This window comes from Arthrobacter sp. ZGTC131, from assembly GCF_002929275.1.
Lineage (GTDB): Bacteria > Actinomycetota > Actinomycetes > Actinomycetales > Micrococcaceae > Arthrobacter.
Genome location: NZ_PJIK01000012.1, coordinates 137,315 through 155,081, shown reverse-complemented (window position 1 = coordinate 155,081; position 17,767 = coordinate 137,315). Strand labels below are relative to the sequence as shown.

The 17,767-nt window shown below is 65.7% G+C and carries 16 protein-coding genes and 1 pseudogene; 5 read left to right on the top strand and 12 right to left on the bottom strand.

The window, feature by feature from the left end; translation table 11 throughout:
- The 11 genes and pseudogenes from CXQ90_RS15725 to CXQ90_RS15675 form a co-directional block, all read right to left on the bottom strand.
- A pseudogene (locus CXQ90_RS15725) lies at positions 1-557 on the bottom strand (hypothetical protein); the annotation flags it as partial.
- A 79-nt stretch (positions 558-636) separates the two neighbouring features.
- Positions 637-1,557, bottom strand: a complete 921-nt coding sequence (locus CXQ90_RS15720) for an AEC family transporter (RefSeq protein ID WP_104140305.1) — start codon at positions 1,555-1,557, stop codon at positions 637-639.
- A gap of 118 nt (positions 1,558-1,675) precedes the next feature.
- Complete coding sequence (locus CXQ90_RS15715) at positions 1,676-3,004, bottom strand: enolase C-terminal domain-like protein (RefSeq protein ID WP_104140304.1); 1,329 nt, start codon at positions 3,002-3,004, stop codon at positions 1,676-1,678.
- Positions 3,001-4,617 carry an aldehyde dehydrogenase (NADP(+)) gene (locus tag CXQ90_RS15710; RefSeq protein WP_104140303.1) on the bottom strand — a complete coding sequence of 539 codons (1,617 nt, stop codon included), beginning with the start codon at positions 4,615-4,617 and terminating at the stop codon, positions 3,001-3,003. The genes CXQ90_RS15715 and CXQ90_RS15710 overlap by 4 nt, the downstream gene beginning before the upstream one ends.
- A 56-nt stretch (positions 4,618-4,673) precedes the next feature.
- Positions 4,674-5,588, bottom strand: coding sequence for a 5-dehydro-4-deoxyglucarate dehydratase (gene kdgD, locus CXQ90_RS15705; protein WP_104140302.1), 915 nt, complete (start codon positions 5,586-5,588; stop codon positions 4,674-4,676).
- Between the two features lie 112 nt (positions 5,589-5,700).
- A complete protein-coding gene (locus CXQ90_RS15700) occupies positions 5,701-6,858 on the bottom strand; it encodes a mandelate racemase/muconate lactonizing enzyme family protein (protein ID WP_104140301.1) in 1,158 nt (385 codons plus the stop codon).
- Positions 6,852-8,144, bottom strand: a complete 1,293-nt coding sequence (locus tag CXQ90_RS15695) for a glucarate dehydratase family protein (protein WP_104140300.1) — start codon at positions 8,142-8,144, stop codon at positions 6,852-6,854. The genes CXQ90_RS15700 and CXQ90_RS15695 overlap by 7 nt, the downstream gene beginning before the upstream one ends.
- Before the next feature lie 71 nt (positions 8,145-8,215).
- Positions 8,216-8,617, bottom strand: coding sequence for a universal stress protein (locus CXQ90_RS15690; protein ID WP_104140299.1), 402 nt, complete (start codon positions 8,615-8,617; stop codon positions 8,216-8,218).
- Positions 8,614-10,158, bottom strand: a complete 1,545-nt coding sequence (locus CXQ90_RS15685; protein ID WP_104140298.1) for a tripartite tricarboxylate transporter permease — start codon at positions 10,156-10,158, stop codon at positions 8,614-8,616. The genes CXQ90_RS15690 and CXQ90_RS15685 overlap by 4 nt, the downstream gene beginning before the upstream one ends.
- 8 nt (positions 10,159-10,166) lie before the next feature.
- Positions 10,167-10,754 (bottom strand): tripartite tricarboxylate transporter TctB family protein, encoded by a 588-nt coding sequence (locus CXQ90_RS15680; protein WP_258064552.1) that lies wholly within the window; start codon positions 10,752-10,754, stop codon positions 10,167-10,169.
- Positions 10,751-11,767, bottom strand: coding sequence for a tripartite tricarboxylate transporter substrate binding protein (locus CXQ90_RS15675; protein WP_104140297.1), 1,017 nt, complete (start codon positions 11,765-11,767; stop codon positions 10,751-10,753). The genes CXQ90_RS15680 and CXQ90_RS15675 overlap by 4 nt, the downstream gene beginning before the upstream one ends.
- A gap of 149 nt (positions 11,768-11,916) precedes the next feature.
- Here CXQ90_RS15675 and CXQ90_RS15670 point away from each other — a divergent pair, with 149 nt between their 5' ends.
- The gene (locus CXQ90_RS15670) at positions 11,917-12,798 is read left to right on the top strand and encodes a LysR family transcriptional regulator (RefSeq protein WP_104140296.1); all 882 of its coding nucleotides are present in this window, start codon (positions 11,917-11,919) and stop codon (positions 12,796-12,798) included.
- A gap of 40 nt (positions 12,799-12,838) precedes the next feature.
- Here CXQ90_RS15670 and CXQ90_RS15665 read toward each other — a convergent pair whose 3' ends face one another.
- Positions 12,839-13,957 (bottom strand): LacI family DNA-binding transcriptional regulator, encoded by a 1,119-nt coding sequence (locus tag CXQ90_RS15665; protein ID WP_104140295.1) that lies wholly within the window; start codon positions 13,955-13,957, stop codon positions 12,839-12,841.
- Positions 13,958-14,135: 178 nt separating this feature from the next.
- Between CXQ90_RS15665 and CXQ90_RS15660 the strand changes: the two genes are divergently transcribed.
- From CXQ90_RS15660 to CXQ90_RS15645, 4 genes are all read left to right on the top strand, one after another.
- Complete coding sequence (locus tag CXQ90_RS15660) at positions 14,136-14,996, top strand: ABC transporter substrate-binding protein (protein WP_104140294.1); 861 nt, start codon at positions 14,136-14,138, stop codon at positions 14,994-14,996.
- 114 nt (positions 14,997-15,110) lie between these two features.
- Positions 15,111-15,899: an amino acid ABC transporter permease gene (locus CXQ90_RS15655; RefSeq protein WP_104140293.1), complete on the top strand. Its 789-nt coding sequence runs from the start codon at positions 15,111-15,113 to the stop codon at positions 15,897-15,899.
- A complete protein-coding gene (locus tag CXQ90_RS15650; RefSeq protein ID WP_104140292.1) occupies positions 15,896-16,675 on the top strand; it encodes an amino acid ABC transporter ATP-binding protein in 780 nt (259 codons plus the stop codon). The genes CXQ90_RS15655 and CXQ90_RS15650 overlap by 4 nt, the downstream gene beginning before the upstream one ends.
- On the top strand, positions 16,675-17,718 hold the full coding sequence (locus CXQ90_RS15645) for a Gfo/Idh/MocA family oxidoreductase (protein WP_104140291.1): 1,044 nt from the start codon (positions 16,675-16,677) through the stop codon (positions 17,716-17,718). The genes CXQ90_RS15650 and CXQ90_RS15645 overlap by 1 nt, the downstream gene beginning before the upstream one ends.
- The last annotated feature ends 49 nt before the right edge of the window (positions 17,719-17,767 follow it).

Below are 17,767 nucleotides of genomic sequence, written 5' to 3'. Positions count from 1 at the left end.
GCGCCGAGGACCTGGAGGTATTCGAACCGGCGGGAGATCTCTTCGGTCAGCCCGGCGAAATCCGCGGCCTCCGCGAAACCGGCCAGGGCCAGCTCCTCCCGCGCGGACTCGACCGCGGCCTCCAGCAGCCCCCGGCACCGCCGCAGGTACTCCATCGCTCCGCCGCTGAAAGCTCCACCGGTAAAAGCTGAATCAGCGGCGGCACCTGCGAAGGCGCTGTTAGTGAACACTGCTTCAGTGAACTGCGGGTTGGCGCTGGACCGGCTGGCGGCAGCACCGCCGTCGGAATCTGTGATGCCGACCGCGCTGTCGCCGACCGCGATGTTGGCGACCGCGCCGGAGGAATCGTCGCTGACTCCGCGCGGACCGTAAGGGGCTCCTGGGGCGACAAATACCCCGGCGGCAGCACCGCCGTCGGAAGCCAGGCAATCCGCGCGGGAAGCGGGAGAAGGAACGCTGCGAAGCCGGCGGCCCCGCAGCAGCGAAGCCGCGCTAAGGCCAGGCGTGACCGCCCGCCCCGCGGTGTGATCCGCTGCCTGTTCCCCCATGGCTTCCATAAGGAAACTCTCTCAGAGGGGTCTGACAATTAACGCGATGACCAATGATGCAGACGAGCACCGCCACACAGCCCTCTACCTATCCCACCGCCCAGGCGACCACCAGCAGTGCGCCCACGCTGAGGAGTGTGGTGCAGAGGATAACGTCCCTGGCCACGCTCATGCCCCGGCCGTAGGGTGACGCGAAGAGAAACACGTTCTGGGCTGTGGGGAGCGCGGCCATGATCACGCTCGCGAGCAGGTGCTGCCCCTCGAGTCCGAAGACGAACCGGCCCAGCACCCAGACAACGAGGGGCATCACGGCGATCTTAAGGAACGTTGCCACGAGCGTTTCGGTCCGGCCGTCGTCCTTTTGCAGGGGTGCCCTGCCGGCCAGGGACAGTCCAAAGGCGAGGAGGACCATGGGCACCGCGCCGCCGGCGAGCATGTCGATCGGCTTCTGCAGCAGGTCCGGCGCTGTCCATCCGGTCAGTGCCACGGCGGCGCCGAGTCCCGAGGCGATGATCATCGGGTTGGCGAACGGCTGGACCAGCAGGCGCTTCCAAGAGATCTTCGAGCCCCCCGCCAGCCCCAGGACGCTGAGGTAGAACGGGGCCATGACGAGGATCTGCACCAGCAGCACCGGCGCCACGTGCTGGGCCGTGCCCACCGCGTAGAGGGAGACGGGAATGCCGATGTTGTTGGCGTTGGCGTAGCTGCTGGCCATGGCGCCGACTGCAGTTTCGGCGACGGGCCGGCGGAAGAACAGGAAGCTCAACAGGCAATAAAGGAGCCCCACTATCGTCGCTGAAAGCAGCGCGAGCGGGGCGTCGGTTCCGAGGGCTGCCCGGATGTCGCTGCCGGCCACCACTGTGAAGAGGAGGGCCGGGTTGGTGATGTAGAAGGCGGTGCGGGTCAGCGCGCCCTGGACCTCGGGGCCCAGGATCCGCAACCTGGCCGCCAGGTAGCCGACGCCGATGACCGCGGAGACGATGAGTATTCCGGAGACAACGCCGAGCAAGCTGCGCCCTTCTATTTATCTGTGCACGCGTGGGTCCGCACAGCCGGGTCTCCTGTTGCGGGGGAGGTCCGGCCGTGCGGAAGCTACTAGTTACTTTCTACCGCATCGTGAATCAGGACTACCGCACCAGGCAGGGCCGCTTCGGATCGAAGGACCAGCCGTCGATGTAGAACTGCATGCCGATGCTGTCGTCCCTGGCGTCGAGGCCGTGCTCAAGATACAGCTGGTGTGCCTTCTCCAGCGCCTCGCGGTCCAGTTCGATGCCGAGCCCCGGAGCATCCGGAACCTCGATGGCGCCGTCCCTGATCTGCAGCGGCTGCTTGGTGAGGCCTTGCCCGTCCTGCCAGATCCAGTGCGTGTCCAGCGCCGTGATCTCGCCCGGTGCTGCGGCTCCGGTGTGGGTGAACATGGCCAGCGAGATGTCGAAGTGGTTGTTCGAGTGCGAGCCCCAGGTGAGGCCGAACTCGTGGCACATCTGGGCCACCCGGACGGACCCGTGCATGGTCCAGAAGTGCGGGTCGGCCAGCGGGATGTCGACGGCGTTGCTCCGGATGGCGTGCGACATCTCCCGCCAGTCTGTGGCGATCATGTTGGTTGCCGTCTTCAGGCCGGTTGCCCGGCGGAACTCGGCCATGACCTCGCGGCCGGAGAAGCGCCCTTCGGCGCCGCAGGGGTCCTCGGCGTAGGCAACGACGCCCTGCATCCGCTTGCCGAGACGGATGGCTTCCTCAAGGAGCCAGCCGCCGTTGGGGTCGAGCGTGACGCGTGCCTCGGGGAAACGTTTGGCCAGTGCGGTGACCACGTCAACCTCGTCGTCGCCGGACAGCACGCCGCCCTTGAGCTTGAAGTCGCTGAAGCCGTAGCGCTCCTGCGCGGCCTCGGCCAGGGCAACCACTGCCTCGGGGGTCATGGCTTCCTGGCGGCGCAGCTTTTCCCAACGGTCCGACGGCGCGTCCTCCACGAGGTACGGCAGATCGGTCCTGCTGTGGTCGCCGATAAAGAAGAGGTAGCCCAACATGGGGACGGACGTCCGCTGCTGGCCGTCGCCGAGCAGTTCCGCGACGGGGACGCCGAGGAACTGGCCGTGGAGGTCCAGCAGCGCGGATTCGACGGCGGTGACGGCGTGCACTGTGGTGCGCAGGTCAAACGTCTGCAGGCCCCGCCCGCCGGCGTCGCGGTCCGCGAATTCCGCCGCGATTTCGCGCAGCAGGGACCGGTAGCGGGCCACCGGCTTGCCGGTGATGAATGCTCCGGCCTCCTCGATGGTGGTGCGGATCTTCTCTCCGCCGGGGACCTCGCCGAGGCCGGTGCGGCCGTCCGAGTCGGTAATGATGACGACGTTGCGCGTGAAGAACGGTCCGTGCGCGCCGCTGAGGTTCATCAGCATGCTGTCGTGCCCGGCGACCGGGACCACTTCGACGCGAGCAACGGTTGGCTGCGTGCTCATGCGTTGACCTCGTGCTTTGCGTCGGCTGCGGCTTCGACAGTGCCGTCGATCCGGCGGTTCAGCTGCCACGGGTTGGCGTCTTGGAGCGACGCCGGCAGCAGTTCCTGCGGCAGGTTCTGGTATGCCACAGGCCGCAGGAAGCGGTTGATGGCCAGCGTGCCCACGGACGTGGTGCGCGTGTCGGACGTCGCCGGGAAGGGGCCGCCGTGGACCATGGCATGGCCCACTTCGACGCCGGTGGGCCAGCCGTTGACGATGATCCGGCCGACCTTCTGCTCGAGCGCCGGCAGGAGGCGTGCCGCCGTCGGGTAGTCCTCTTCGGTGAGCTGCAGTGAAGCGGTGAGCTGCCCTTCGATCCGCTGGGTCGCCGCGATGAGTTCCTCGGCAGTGGAGTAGCGGATCACCAGGCTGGCCGCACCGAAGATTTCGGCGTGCAGCACCGAGTTGGACACGAAGTCTGCGATGTCGGTTCCGAAGATGGTGGGCGCCGGAGCGTTCTTGGTGGAACCTTCGGTGCCCTTTCCGACGACGGTGACGTTGTCAGCGCCGCCGAGTGCCTCGGCACCCGAGTTCCAGGACGCGGCGATGCCTTCGGTCAGCATGGTCTGGCCAGCGCACGCGGCAACGGCGCGTCCGACGGCGGCAGCGAGTTTGTCGCCTGCCTCACCTGCGGGGGCGAACAGCAGGCCGGGGGAGGTGCAGAGCTGCCCGGAGCTTCCGGTGACAGCGGTGACGTACTGCTTGGCCAGTGCGTCGATTTGTTCGGCGGAGCCGTTCAGGGCGCCGGGGAAGACGAAGACGGGGTTGAGCGAGGACATTTCCGCGTAGACCGGGATGGGCTCGGGGCGCGCGGCAGCCGTGCGCATCAGGGCGATGCCGGCGCTCTGCGATCCGGTGAAGCCGACGGCCTTAATGGCCGGGTCCGCCACCAGCGCCTGCCCGATGCTGCTGCCGGGGCCGTAGATCAGCGAGAACACGCCGGGATGCAGGCCGGAGTCGCGCACCGCCTTCGCAATGGCCTGGCCCACCAGTTCGCTCGTGCCGGGGTGGGCGTTGTGGGCCTTGAAAACCACGGGGCAACCGGCGGCGAGGGCCGAGGCCGTGTCTCCACCCGCCGTCGAGAATGCCAGCGGGAAGTTGCTCGCACCGAAAACAGCCACCGGGCCGAGAGGAATCTGGCGCTGGCGGATGTCGGCGCGTGGCATGGGCGTGCGGTCCGGCAGGGCCGGATCGATGCGTACGCCGCGGAAGTCGCCCTGGCGGACCACGTTGGCGAAGAGCCGCAGCTGGCCGGTGGTGCGCGCCCGCTCGCCCTGCAACCGGGCTGCGGGCAGTCCGGTTTCCTGGCCGGCTCGGATGATCAGTTCATCGCCGATGGCCTCGATGTTGTCCGCGATGGTTTCAAGGAAGGCGGCGTGCGTCTCGGGGTCCAGCGCGCTGAAGGACTCGAAGGCCTCCGCCGCTGCTGTGGTTGCGGCCTTGAGCTGCTCTTCGGTGATCAGCGTGTAGGCGGGGGCGAGCTGTTCGTTGGTGGCGGGGTCGAAGCCGAAGGCGGTTTTGCCTTCGCCAGCGACCGGTTGCCCGGCGATCAGGGAGTGTCCGGTGAGGGTCACAGTGGTTCCTCCTAGGAGACGGTGGATCAAAAGACGGTGGATCAGAAGGTGTTGGATCAGGACACGGTGGCGATGAGTGCCTTGAGGTCGGCCAGGTCCTGGGGTGCCAGGTTCTGCAGCGGGGGGCGGACTCCGCCGGCCGAGCGGCCGATCGCGTCAAGGCCGCCCTTGACGATGGACACAGAGTAACCCTTGACCCGGTCCCGGATGTCCAGGTACGGAATGACGAACTCGTTGAGCTTCTTATTGACGGCAACGCGGTCGTTGTTGCGGACGTCCTGGTAGAAGTCGAGGGCAAACTGCGGAACGAAGTTGTACATGGCGCTGGAGTAGGTGCTCATGCCCAACTGCAGCAGCGGAAGGGCGAAGGTTTCGGCCGTGGGGAGCCCGCCGAGGTAGAACAGGCGGTCGCCAAGCTTGGCGTAGACGCGCGCGTCATGCTCGAGGTCGCCCACGCCGTCCTTGAAACCGATCAGGTTTTCGTGGCGGTCGGCCAGCGTGGCCACCGTGGTGTCCTTGTAGATCGCGTTGGCACGGTTGTAGATGATCACGCCGAGTGACGTGGCGTTGCAGATGGCGCTCACGTGCTCGGTCAGGCCGCCCTGGTCTGCTTCGGTCAGGTACGGCGGGAGGAGCAGGATGCCGTCGGCACCGGCGGCTTCGGCCGCTTCGGCGTTTTCGATGGCCTGGGCGGTGGATCCGCCGGCTGACGCCAGGACGGGAACCAGGTTTCCGACTTCCTCGACGGCGGCACGCACCACGCGCTCGGACTCGGCAGGCGTGAGCGAAAAGCCTTCGCCCGTGCCGCCGGCGGCGAACAGGCCCGCCACCGGGTAGCTGGCCTGCCAGGCCAGGTGCTTACGGTAGTTCTCTTCGTCGAACTGCAGCTGGGCGTCGAAGGATGTCACCGGAAAGGAGAGGAGTCCTTCCTTGAGGACGTTTGCGAGTTCCTGGGGTGAGTATTTTGCCACGGGATGATCCTTGGTGTTGGCGCCGGGGGCGGCGGAGGCGGTGTGGTTCGCTTTCAGCCTAGGCAGCTAATCCATGCATGTCTAAGCCTATTTATGTATTGATTGATACCCTTTAGGCATTACTGTGCTGCGGGGTCAGCCGGTGGGTATCCGTGAAGGTGTCCGTAGTGACTGTCCACGACCTGGCCTGTTCGCTGATGCTGAACCCCAGCCCGTGACGGGATGGCACATGCATGTGCCCGCCGCGGATCTCGAGGCGCTCGTCGAAAAGCGGCTCCAGCCAGTCGAAGTGCTCCACCCACGTGTCCAGCTCGTAGGCGGCCGAAAGGTGGATGTGGATCTCCATGGCAAAGTGCGGGGCCATGTCCATCTTGGCCTGTTCGCCCAGCGCCATGATCTTCAGGAACGGCGTAATGCCTCCGACCCTTGGAGCATCGGGCTGGATGAAGTCGACCGCGCCGCGCCGGATGAGTTCGTAGTGGTCGGCGGTACTGGTGAGCATCTCACCGGTAGCTATCGGCGTTGCGAGTTGGCGGGCGAGTTCGGCGTGGCCGTGGGCATCGTAAGCGTCCAGCGGCTCCTCGATCCAGGTCAGTCCGTGTTCCTCAAGGGCGAGCCCCATGCGGATGGCGGTGGTACGGCTCCACTGCTGGTTGGCATCGACCATCAGCGGGACATCGTCGCCCAAGGCCGACCGGACGGCGGCAACCCGGCTGAGGTCCAGCCTCCGGTCGGGCTGGCCGACCTTGATCTTGATCCCGCCAATGCCGGCGGCGAGTGATGCCTGCGCGTTGGTGATCAATTCATCGATGGGCGTGGAAAGATATCCGCCCGAGGTGTTGTAGCAGGGGACCGAGTCCCGGTGCGCGCCGAGGAGCTGCGCCAAGGGCAGCCGGGCGCGCTTGGCCTTCAGGTCCCAAAGGGCAACATCGAAGGCTGCCACAGCCTGGGCGGTGACGCCGCTGCGGCCCACGGACTGGCCCAGCCAGGCCAGCTTGCTCCAGATCCGCTGGATGTCGTTAGGGTTTTCGCCGATCAGTGCCGGAGCGAGTTCCCGGGCGTGGGCGTACAGGGCCGGCGCACCTGCCCGCAGCGCATAGCTGTAGCCGATGCCTTCATGGCCCTCCTCGGACTGGATCTCCGCGAACAGGAACGCCACTTCGGAAAGCGGCTTCTGCTTTCCGGTGAGCACCTTGGCATCACTGGCGGGCTTCTGCAGGGGCAGGATCACCAGGGACACTGTGGCGGAAGTGATCCGGTCGTTCACCATCGCGGTGTCACCAGTTCATAGTCGGGGTGGAGGCTCTGCATGTAGCCGGTGTCGTCCCGGTTGAGCATGCCGGACTTCAGGTACTGCTCATGGAGGCGGGCCAGGGCATCGCGGTCCAGTTCCACGCCGAGCCCGGGTGCGGTGGGAACGCCGACCGCACCGTTGCGGAACACCAAGCGACCCGGGACGATGACGTCTTCCCCGGCGTCCTTCCACGGCCAGTGCGTGTCGCACGCGTAGTCCAGGTTGGGTGTGGCCGCCGCCAAATGAACCATGGCGGCGAGGCTGATGCCCAGGTGCGAGTTGGAGTGCATGGACAGCCCAAAACCGAATGTTTCCGAAATGCCGGCCAGTGCCTGCGACCGGCGGAGGCCGCCCCAGAAGTGGTGATCCGAGAGGATGACGTCGACGGAGCCGGCCTCGAGGGACGGGGGAACGTCGCCGAAGCTGACCACACACATGTTGGTTGCCAGGGGCATGGACACGTTGCGGCGCACCTCAGCCATGCCGGCGAGGCCCGGAGTGGGGTCCTCAAGGTATTCCAGCACCCCGTCGAGTTCCTTGCCCACCCGAATGGACGTGTCCACGGTCCAGGCGGCATTGGGGTCGATGCGCAGCGGCAGGTCCGGGAACTCTGCCCGGAGTGCCTTGATAGCGTCCACTTCCTGCTCGGGAGGGAACACGCCTGCCTTGAGCTTCAGGGCAGTGAAGCCGTATTCGTCCACCATGCGGCGGGCCTGCCGGACGATTCCTTCGGGGTCCAGTGCCGCACCCCAGGAGTCCTCCTCGTAGCCGGGGTGCCCCGCCCACTTGTAGAAGAGGTAGCCGCTGAACGGAATCTCGTCCCGGACCGCTCCTCCGAGCAGATCGCTCACGGGACGTCCGAGGACCTTGCCCTGGATATCCAGCGCAGCCACGTCGAAGGGAGACAGTACCCGGTCAGGCGTGCTGGAGCCGGTCACCATTCCCGACATCCCGTGGCCGCCGACGGTTGTGTCGGCATTGAGCGCCCTGGTGACCCGCTGGCGCATCTCGTTGATGTTGAAGACGTCGGTCCCGGCGAGGGCTTCTGCGGCGAGCTGCAGCCGCTTCAGGTGCGGGGCGTCCCCGTAGGTCTCTCCGAGACCGGAGATGCCGGTATCGGTGGTGACCTCCACGATGGCCCGCAGCGCAAACGGCTCGTGCACGCCCACGGCGTTAAGAAGGGGCGGATCCTTGAACGCCACCGGCGTGATGGTGATGTCCTTGATGCGGTGTGGCCCGGCGGGGCTGAGGGGGTGGTTCACGGCTCTGTTAACTCCTGGTTCAGAGCCCGGCACGTTGCGTGCGCTGCCGGGCGTGGACTGCAATGGGGTGGTCAGGATTTTTCCCGGACTTTGACAGCCAGCACTGGCCGGTCCGCCTGCAGCAGGATCCGCTGGGAGTGGCTCCCGAGGATGAACTTTCCTACCTGGGACCGCCTGCGGAGGCCAATGACGATCAGGGAAGCGTCGATTTCGTCGGCGATGTCAATGAACTCGTCGGTGAGGTCGTCGGTGTGGCCCGGCTGCCGGATTGTGGCCGGGACTCCGGCCACTTCGGCCCGCCGCAGCAGCTCATTGACTTGCTCCGCCGAGGCGAGGGCGGCGTCGACGGGCGCGCCTTTACGCGGTGAATTGAGGATCACGATGCTTTCGCGCCGCAGCTGGCCCTCGGCGATGCCTGCCTCGAGGGCCGCCTCGCCTTCGGGCGTGGGCAGGTAGCCGATCAGAATGGTCATACTCGTTCCTTTTCATCGTGGTGCGCTTCGACGGCGGGTGCGGGGGTTCGGGCCTTCTTGAAGGCTTTCTTAAAGGCCTTCTGGAGCAGCGGCAAGAGCATCACTATGAGGAAGACGAGCAGCAGGATGCCGGAGATGGGCCGGCTAACGAAGCCGGCGGCGTCGCCTCCGAAGACGAGCAGGGAGCGCCTCAGGTTTTCCTCGAGGAGGGCACCGAGGACGAAGGCCAGCACCAGCGGGCCGGGCTCGAAGCCGAACTTCTTCATCAGGTAACCGAGAAGGCCGAACACGATGACCAGCCAGATATCAAAGATGCTGTTGTTGATGGTGTAGACACCGATCAGCGTGATGAGCACCGTGATCGGGGCGAGGATGGCCGCCCGGACCCGCAGGATCTTCACGAAGACGCCGACCAGGGGGATGCTCATGATGAGCAGGAGGATGTTGCCGATGTACATCGAGTTGACCACGCCCCAGAAGAGCTCCGGATCGTTCTGGACGAGCTGGGGACCGGGCGTGACGCCCTGGATCAGCAGTGCGCCGAAGATGATGGCCATAGTGGCGTTGGCGGGAATGCCGAGGGTCAGCAGCGGAATGAAGGAGGACGTCGCGGCGGCGTTGTTGGCGCTCTCCGGCGCAGCCACACCTTCGACGGCGCCGCGGCCGAAGCGCTCGGGGTTCTTGGCCCGCTTCTTTTCCATGGCGTAGGCCGCGAGTGAGGCGATGGTCGCGCCGCCGCCGGGCAGGATCCCGAGGAAGAAGCCCAGCACGGAGCCGCGGCCGATTGCGCCGGACGACTCCTTCAGGTCCTTGCGGGAGGGCCAGACGTTGGCCACCTTGGCCGGCGCCTGGACCTTGTTGTGCCGTTCCTCCAGGTTGTAGAGGATTTCACCCAGGCCAAAGATGCCCATGGCGATCGGCACGAAGTCGAGGCCGTCCGCGAGGGACAGGTTGTCGAACGTGAAGCGCGCCTCGCCGGTGAACGTGTCGCGGCCGACAGTGGCCAGCAGCAGCCCCAGGGACGCGGCGATGATGGACTTCAGCTTGCTGCCGTTGCTGACTGTCGCCACCAGGAGGATGCCCAGCATGGCCAGCACGGTGTATTCCGGTGGGCCGAAAGAGAGCGCGAATCCGGCCACGATCGGTGCCAGAAGGGTCAGCCCGATGATGGCGACCGTGCCGCCGAAGAAGGAGCCGATGGCCGCGATGCCGAGGGCGGTGCCGGCCCTCCCCTGGCGGGCAAGGGCATAGCCGTCAAAGACCGTCACCACGGAGGATGCTTCGCCGGGGAGCCGGAGAAGCACGGAGGTGATGGTTCCGCCGTACTGTGCCCCGTAGAAGATGCCCGACAGCATGATGATGGCTGTCACGGGCTCGACGCCGTAGGTCAGCGGAAGGAGTATGGCGATGGTAGCCGCCGGGCCGAGGCCCGGCAGTACGCCGATGAGCATGCCGATGACGACGCCGATAAGGCAGTAGAGCAGGTTCATTGGTTCCAGCACGACGCCGAAACCATTGATGACCGGTGCAAGAAAGTCCATGAGATTCCCTAGAGCAGATGTGGGATGGGCACGCTAAGCGCCACGACGAAGATCAGGTAGAAGGCCGCAGTCACGGCGAAGCTGAGCACGATGGACATTCGCCAGGTTTCCTTGCCCAGGAATCTCAACCAGACGAAGGTCAGCAGCAGGGTGGGGATTTCAAAGCCCGCCACTCCGATCACCAGGACGAACCCGACCAGGGTCCCTATCCCGGCGGCTACCTGCCAACTCGACGATGAGAACGCCTCGGCGTCCAGCTTCTTCCGGCCGAAAAGGAGGAGGGCCACGGACATGGCGATCATGACGAGGCTGATGATGAACGGCCACAGTCCCGCTTCGGGTTTTTCGGGAGTGCCGAGCCCCATGCCCACTGACATGGCCAGGCCGGCAATGCCCAGCGCGCCTGCGGCGACCGCTGCGGCCACGTTGGCGAGCGGGCCTGCGTGCGGGGGACGTTCCTCTTCCCACTCCGCAGCCAGCTGTTCCGGTGTCAGGGGCTCCACGACATCGTCAATTGCTGCGGGAGAAGCGCCGTTCCCGGCGGCAGCGTGCTTAACGCTGCCGCCGGGGACTGCTTCATTTGATGCGGAAATCACTTGCCGCCGCCAAGATCGACGTCGTACTTCACGGTGAGCTCCTTGTACTTGGCCGCGTTGGCCGACCAGTCCTTGGCGACCTGATCGCCGTCGATCTCTGCCGCAGTGAAGAGGTTCTGCTTGTTGAAGGCCTTGTAAGCGTCGGATTCGAACGCCTTCTTGAAGGACTCACGCAGCTTCGTCAGGACAGCTTCCGGGGTGCCCTTCGGTGCCGCTACCGCACGGAACTGGGACACCGGCACGTCATAGCCGGCTTCGACGGCGGTGGGGGTGTCAGGCAGGTACTGGTTGCGGTCCTTCGAGAAGACCACGATCGGGTTCAGCTTGCCGGCCTTGATCTGAGGCATGGCTTCGGCCAGCTGAATGGTGGCGAGATCAACCTGGTTTCCCAGCAACGCCGTCATAGCGGGGGAGCCGCCGTCGAACGGAACGTCGGTGCCGTCGATCTTTGCCTGCTTGAACAAGAGTGCCTGTGCCAGCTGGCTTCCGGTGCCAACACCGGTCGTGGCGAAGTTGAACTTCTTGCCCGCCTTGGTCAGGTCATCCATGGTCTCCATGCCTGAGCTCGTATTGGAGACGAGGACGTAGTCGTCCTGTGAGATGCCGGTGATGACCTCGTAGTCCTCGATCTTGACCTTCTCACCCTCGGACACTGCCAGCGGGGTGATGGCGAACAGGGAGGCGTTCAGGATGACGAGCGTCTGTCCGTCCGGCTTCGATGAGCCGACTTCCTTGGTGGCCAGTGCGCCGTTCGCGCCGGGCTTGTTGACGACCGGGATCGGAGCTCCGAGCGGACCGCTGGCGTTCTCAGCCAGTGCGCGGCCGATCAGGTCCGTGCTGCCGCCGGGATCGGCGCCGATGGTGAGGGTGACCGGGCCCGCCGGGAACTTGCTGGCGTCCGCCGTCGAGCCGGTGCTCGCAACGTTGCCGCCGCACGCGGTCAGTGCCAGTGCGAGGGCCAGGCCCGAGCCAGTAGCCAGAATGGAACGACGCGTGAATGCCGACTTGATCATGAATTCTCCTTTGAATATTTGCCGCCGGGGGGAGCGGAAATCTTGCGTCCGTGAGCTCCGTCACTCCGAAAGCCGCTACTGAAGATTAGAGCGGGCCGGCAATGCATGTCCAAGTTCATTTCTGCATAACGTGATACCCTCACGGTATTATGTATTCCTTAGACCAGCTACGCGGCTTCGTGGCCGTGGCCGAAGAGCTGCACTTCGGCCGCGCGGCAGCCCGCCTTAATATGACCCAGCCGCCCCTAAGCCGGCAGATCCAGAAACTGGAAAAAGCCATTGGGGTGCAGTTGTTTGACCGCGACAACCGCGGCGTCACCCTGACCGCCGCCGGCACGGCCTTCCTGGCCGACGCGCTCAAGCTCCTGGAACTCGCCGATGCCGCCCCGAGCCTCGCGCGCCGGATATCCGCGGGGTCCGCGGGCGCCGTCCGGATCGGATTTACCGCCGCGTCAACGTTCGGGCTCCTCGGCGCCCTCCTCAACGAAATCTCCGGTGCGCTGCCCGATGTGGACATCGACCTCAGGGAGATGGTCACCAAGGACCAGACGGCGGCGCTCATCAACGGCGACATCGACCTTGGGCTGGCACGTCCACCGTTCGACGACGAGCTGTTCGATTCCCGCCTGCTGTACCGCGAGCCGATCATGGTGGCAGTCCCGTCAGGCCACCGCCTGACCCAGCTGAACCGTCAGCTCACCGCGGAAGACCTGCACGGTGAGGACCTCATCATGCACTCACCCACGCAGGCACGCTATTTCTACGACCTGGTGATCAGCCTGGTGTCCTCGCACCGGACATTCGTGCACACCGTCAGCCAGATCCTGACCATGATTTTCCTCGTGGCCGCGGGACGCGGCGTGGCTCTTGTGCCCCAGTCGGCAACCGTCCTGGGCATTGACGGGGTGGAGTACATCGAGCTGGGCGGCTTCGAGGTGGACCCCGTGGAGCTCCACGCCATTTGGATGCGAAACTCCCGCAACCCGGCTCTGCACCGCGTGCTCGAGGCCATCAATGAACAGGGTGAGTAGTACTTCGGGGTCAAGGGCGCTGTGACTGGCCGCGAGCCCCTTACAGTGCCTGAACTTCCAGCGACCCCTTCGCCGACGCCGACCCCATCGCCGCAGCCGGAGCTACACCCACCGAGCCGCGGAGTATGAGCTTCGCGCTGAACTCCGGCCGGGCTGCCCGGGGCGGGCGGCCCTCAATTTGCCGGATCAGGGCCTTTGCGGCGGCCGCGCCCATGTCATAGACCGGCTGCGCGATGACCGTCAGTGGCGGTGTGGTCAGCCGGGTCCAGGCGAAGTCGTCGTACATCAGAAACGAGACGTCATCCGGGATTTTGAGGCCCAGTTCCTGGATGGTTTCCACGACGCTGAGGGCGATGAGGCCGTCAGAGGCGACGACGGCGGTGGCCGGGTCCGGCTGCAGGAGAACCTCCCGCGTGATGTTCCGGATGGACTCGGCATCGCCCGCATTCAGCCGCACCAGGTCCCCTGGGGCAGGCAGCCCTGCATCCCTAAAGGCGCGTTGCATGCCGTCCAAACGGTCGGAGATCTGCGAGGAGTCGAGCGTGGCTCCCTCGCTGTAGGGAACGTCCGTCCGCAACGTGGAGATAAAGGCGATCCTGCGGTGGCCGGCCTCGATGAGGTATCGGGTGGACTCATAGGAGATGCCGGCCATATCGACGGCGACCGTCTCCACGGCGAGCCCTTCGGCCGATCGGTCCAGCAGGACCAGCGGGCGGCCGGAATCGTGAACCCGCTGTAAATGTTGTGTTTCCACCGATGACGCGGGGGCCACAATGAGGCCATCCACGCGCTTGTCCAAAAGTACCCGCACGGCGTCCACTTCGGCCGCCGTATTCTCATCCGTGTTGATCAGTATGACGTTGAATCCACTCTTCTTCGCCGTGTCCGAGATGCCCCTCGTTGCCAGGCCGAAATGCGGGTTTTCGATGTCTCCCACCACCACGCCTATGGTGTGGGATTTCCCCGTGTTCATGCTGCGGGCCAACTCGTTGGGGCGGTAGTCCAGCTCCTCCGCCGCGGCCAGGACCCGCGCCCGAACGTCGTCGCTGACGGCGCCGTAGTTGCCCAGAGCGCGTGCTGCCTGCGCCTTGGACACTTGGGCGGCTTTTGCGACGTCGGCGACCGTTACGTCGCGCCGTCTGGCTCCGTCACTGCTCATGTTCACCTTTCGGGAGGGCTATTGACGCCTGATTTACCTTCGGCTACATTTCAATCAATCGATGTGAGTCCGGTCTCAATCTTAGGGACTGAGACCGGACTCAGCAAGAGTGATTCATCGAGAACCTCCTCCGGCGGCCCTGACAGCACCGCTCTCCCTCCAACGATTGGAAAACGCTGTGATCAAACTGAACTTCCGCCCGGCAGCAGTGGCTGCGGCAGCCTTGGCGGCTGTGCTTGCACTCTCGGGCTGCGGCGCGTCCTCGACCGCTTCTTCTGCGCCGGCCGACAACCCCTACGGCCTGATTCAACCGGGCACCATCCGTGTCGCGAGCCTCGGCGACTCCAAGCCCTACACGTTCGCCGACGCCCAGGGAAACTTCACTGGCTTCGACGTTGAGCTGTTCAAGGACGTGGCCCACCGCGCCGGCGTAGACAATGTGGTCTTCACCGGTCAGGATTTCTCCGGGCTGCTCGCCGCCGTGGCCAACGGCCAGTTCGACGTCGGCGTGGCCGCCATCGGCATCACCGACAAGCGCAAGGAAACCGTTGACTTCTCGGAGGGCTACCTCGCGGGATACCTGACCGTTATCACCACCAAGACCTCGGGCATCAAGGACGCCGCCGGCCTATCCGGTAAGCGCCTCGGCGTGGTCCAGGGAACGCTTCAGGAGGCTTACGCGGTAAAGAACTTCACCTCCGCCGACCTCGTGCGCTTCCCGGACAACAACACCGCCATCTCCGCCGTGAACAGCGGCTCCGTGGACGCCCACTTCCTGGATTACGAGGCAGCCAAGGCCTATCAGGAGCAGTACGGCCTGGTGAGCGCCGCTGACATCCCATCCTTCGATGCGCCCGCGGGATTCGCCGTGGCGAAGGGGAAGACAGCCTTCAAAGAGGCCCTGAACAAGGGGCTGGCGGAAGCGATGGAGGACGGCACCTGGAAGAAGCTCTACCAGAAGTGGTTCCCCGGCTCCCCGATGCCGGAGCAGTACCTGCCCAAGGCCGAGCAGACGGCGTCGCCGGCACCGAGCAAGTAGGCCAGCACCGCGCGTAGTCCCACAGGGCACGCAAGCCAACCGGCTCATCACCCGGGCAGGCCGCCAGGCGCGGCCTGCCCGGGATTCATAAGCTAACTACGTCTGAGAGCAACCATGGACTGGCTCAACACCATCATCCGCACGTTTTTCGACTTCGGCGCAATGGCCGAAGTGCTGCCCCAGCTCCTCGGGGTGGGCCTCCTGAACACCCTGATCATCTCCGTGGCGGCCACCATCATCGGCCTGGTGCTGGGCATGATCGTCGCCATCATGGGCATCTCACCCTCCAAATGGCTGCGCGTTCCCGCCCGGATCTATACGGATCTCTTCCGGGGCCTTCCCGCCATCCTTACCATCCTGCTGATCGGCCAGGGGTTCGCCCGCCTCAGCCAGTCGATTTTCGGACCTTCGCCGTACCCGCTGGGAATCATCGCCCTGAGCCTGATCGCCAGCGCGTACATCGGCGAGATCTTCCGCGCGGGCATCCTCAGCGTGGACAAGGGCCAGGGCGAGGCCTGCCGCGCGCTCGGCATGAGCTACGCCAAGTCGATGGCCCTGGTGGTGGTACCGCAGGGCATCCGCCGGGTACTGCCCGCCCTGGTGAACCAGTTCATCGCCATCGTCAAGGATTCTTCCCTGGTCTACTTCCTCGGCCTGCTGGTCAGCGAGCGTGAGCTGTTCCGCGTCGGCCAGGACGCCGCCGTGCTTTCCGGCAACCTCTCGCCGCTGGTCATGGCGGGCATCTTCTACCTCATCATCACCGTGCCGCTCACGCATCTGGTGAATTACTTCGACAACCGCTTCCGGACGGGCCGGCGCCGGCCGTCGGCGCCCAGCAGCGGGCTGAAGGAAGTCAAGGAACTCGATGCGGCCTCGCCGCTGATCACCGGGAGCAACACATGAGCCTCGCTAGCAACACCGCCAACACCGCCGCCGGGCAAACCAGCACCTTCCACGGCTCCAGCCTGGAGTTGAAGAACCTGACCATGGCCTATGGGGACATCGAGGTCCTGCGCAACGTCAGCCTCACCGTGGCCCCCGGCACCACCACCTGCATCATCGGGCCGTCCGGCTCGGGCAAGTCCACGCTCCTGCGCGGGGTCAACCGGCTGCACGAACCCAAGAGCGGCGACGTGCTGCTGGCCGGCGAGAGCGCCCTGAAGGTCAAGCCGGACATCCTGCGCGCCCGCATCGGCATGGTGTTCCAGCACTTCAACCTCTTCCCGGACCACACGGCGCTGGAAAACGTGGCGCTGGCACTCTGGAGCGTCAAGGGAATGTCCAAGGCCGAAGCCCGGGAGCACGCCAGCCGGCGGCTTGCAGAGGTCGGCCTGGCAGAACGGGCAGACCACCGGCCCCGAGACCTCTCCGGCGGCCAGCAGCAGCGCGTCGCCATCGCGCGGGCGCTGGCCATGGAGCCCGAGGTGATGCTCTTCGACGAGGCAACCAGTGCCCTGGACCCCGAGCTGGTCAAGGGCGTCCTGAGCCTCATGGCCGGCCTGGGGCGCCGCGGCATGACCATGCTGGTGGTCACGCACGAAATGGGCTTTGCCCGCAAAGTCGCGGACCAGGTGGTCTTCATGGACGAGGGCGAAGTGGTGGAGGCCGGCACGCCGGCCGAACTCTTCGACAATCCCCGCAGCGAACGGCTGCAGCGCTTCCTTTCGGAGGTGCTGTGATGAGGGCGGTGATCGACCGACCCATCCGGACCGCCGTCGTCGGATTCGGGATCTCCGGCAGGGTCTTCCATGCGCCGCTGATCGAAGCAGATGGCGACTATTCCCTGGATGTGATCGTGACCGCGGATCCCGAACGGGCCGCCGAAGCGGCGAGGCGCTATCCCAAAGCCAGAATCGTCCCGACGCCGGAGGCGCTGTTCGCCCTGGCCGGGGAGCTTGACCTTGTCATCCTCGGGACGCCCCCGGCGACTCACTTCGATCATGCCGCAACGGCAATTGCCCACGGCCTCCACGTGGTGGTGGACAAGCCGTTCGTCACGGCGTCGGCCCACGGTGAAGAGCTCATCTCCCGCGCGGCCGACGGCGGTGTGCAGCTGACGGTGTTTCAGAACCGCCGGTGGGACGCCGACTTCCTGACGCTCCGGAAGCTCGTGCGGGACGGTGCCTTGGGTGAAGTCCGCACCTTTGAGTCGCGCTTTGAATGGTGGCGGCCCGAAGGCTTCGGGAACTGGCGCGACACGGCCGTCCTCTCGGCAGGCGGCGGCGTCCTGCACGATCTCGGGGCGCACCTGATCGACCAGGCCATCCAGCTCTTCGGGCCCGTGGAGGACATCTACGGGGAAACGGCAAACCACGCGCCCCGCCCGGAAGGCGCCGACACCGAGGCATTCGTGTCCCTGCTTCACGGATCCGGTGTCCGGTCCAGGCTGTGGATGAACGGCATGGCGGCCCAGGCCGGCCCGCGCTTCCACGTTCTGGGCTCTGAAGCCGGCTACACCAAGTGGGGCTTGGACAGCCAGGAACCCGCCCTCGCGGCCGGTCTTGCGCCATCGGATCCTGCCTACGGAGTGGATTCCCGGGACTCTTGGGGGGTCCTGGGCCTCGACGGCGCCTCGGTTCCCGTCCCCGCCGAGAAGGGCGCGTATCCCCGGTTCTACGCCGAGCTCGCGGGCTGCCTCCGAGGGAAAGGCGGGTTGCCCGTCGACCCCGCCGAGTCCCTGCAAGTCCTCAAAGTCATCGAAAAAATCCACGCCTTCGCGTAGCCGCGCGGCCTGCGCCAAACGGCCCGCGTCGCGCGGCCAAGAGCACCCC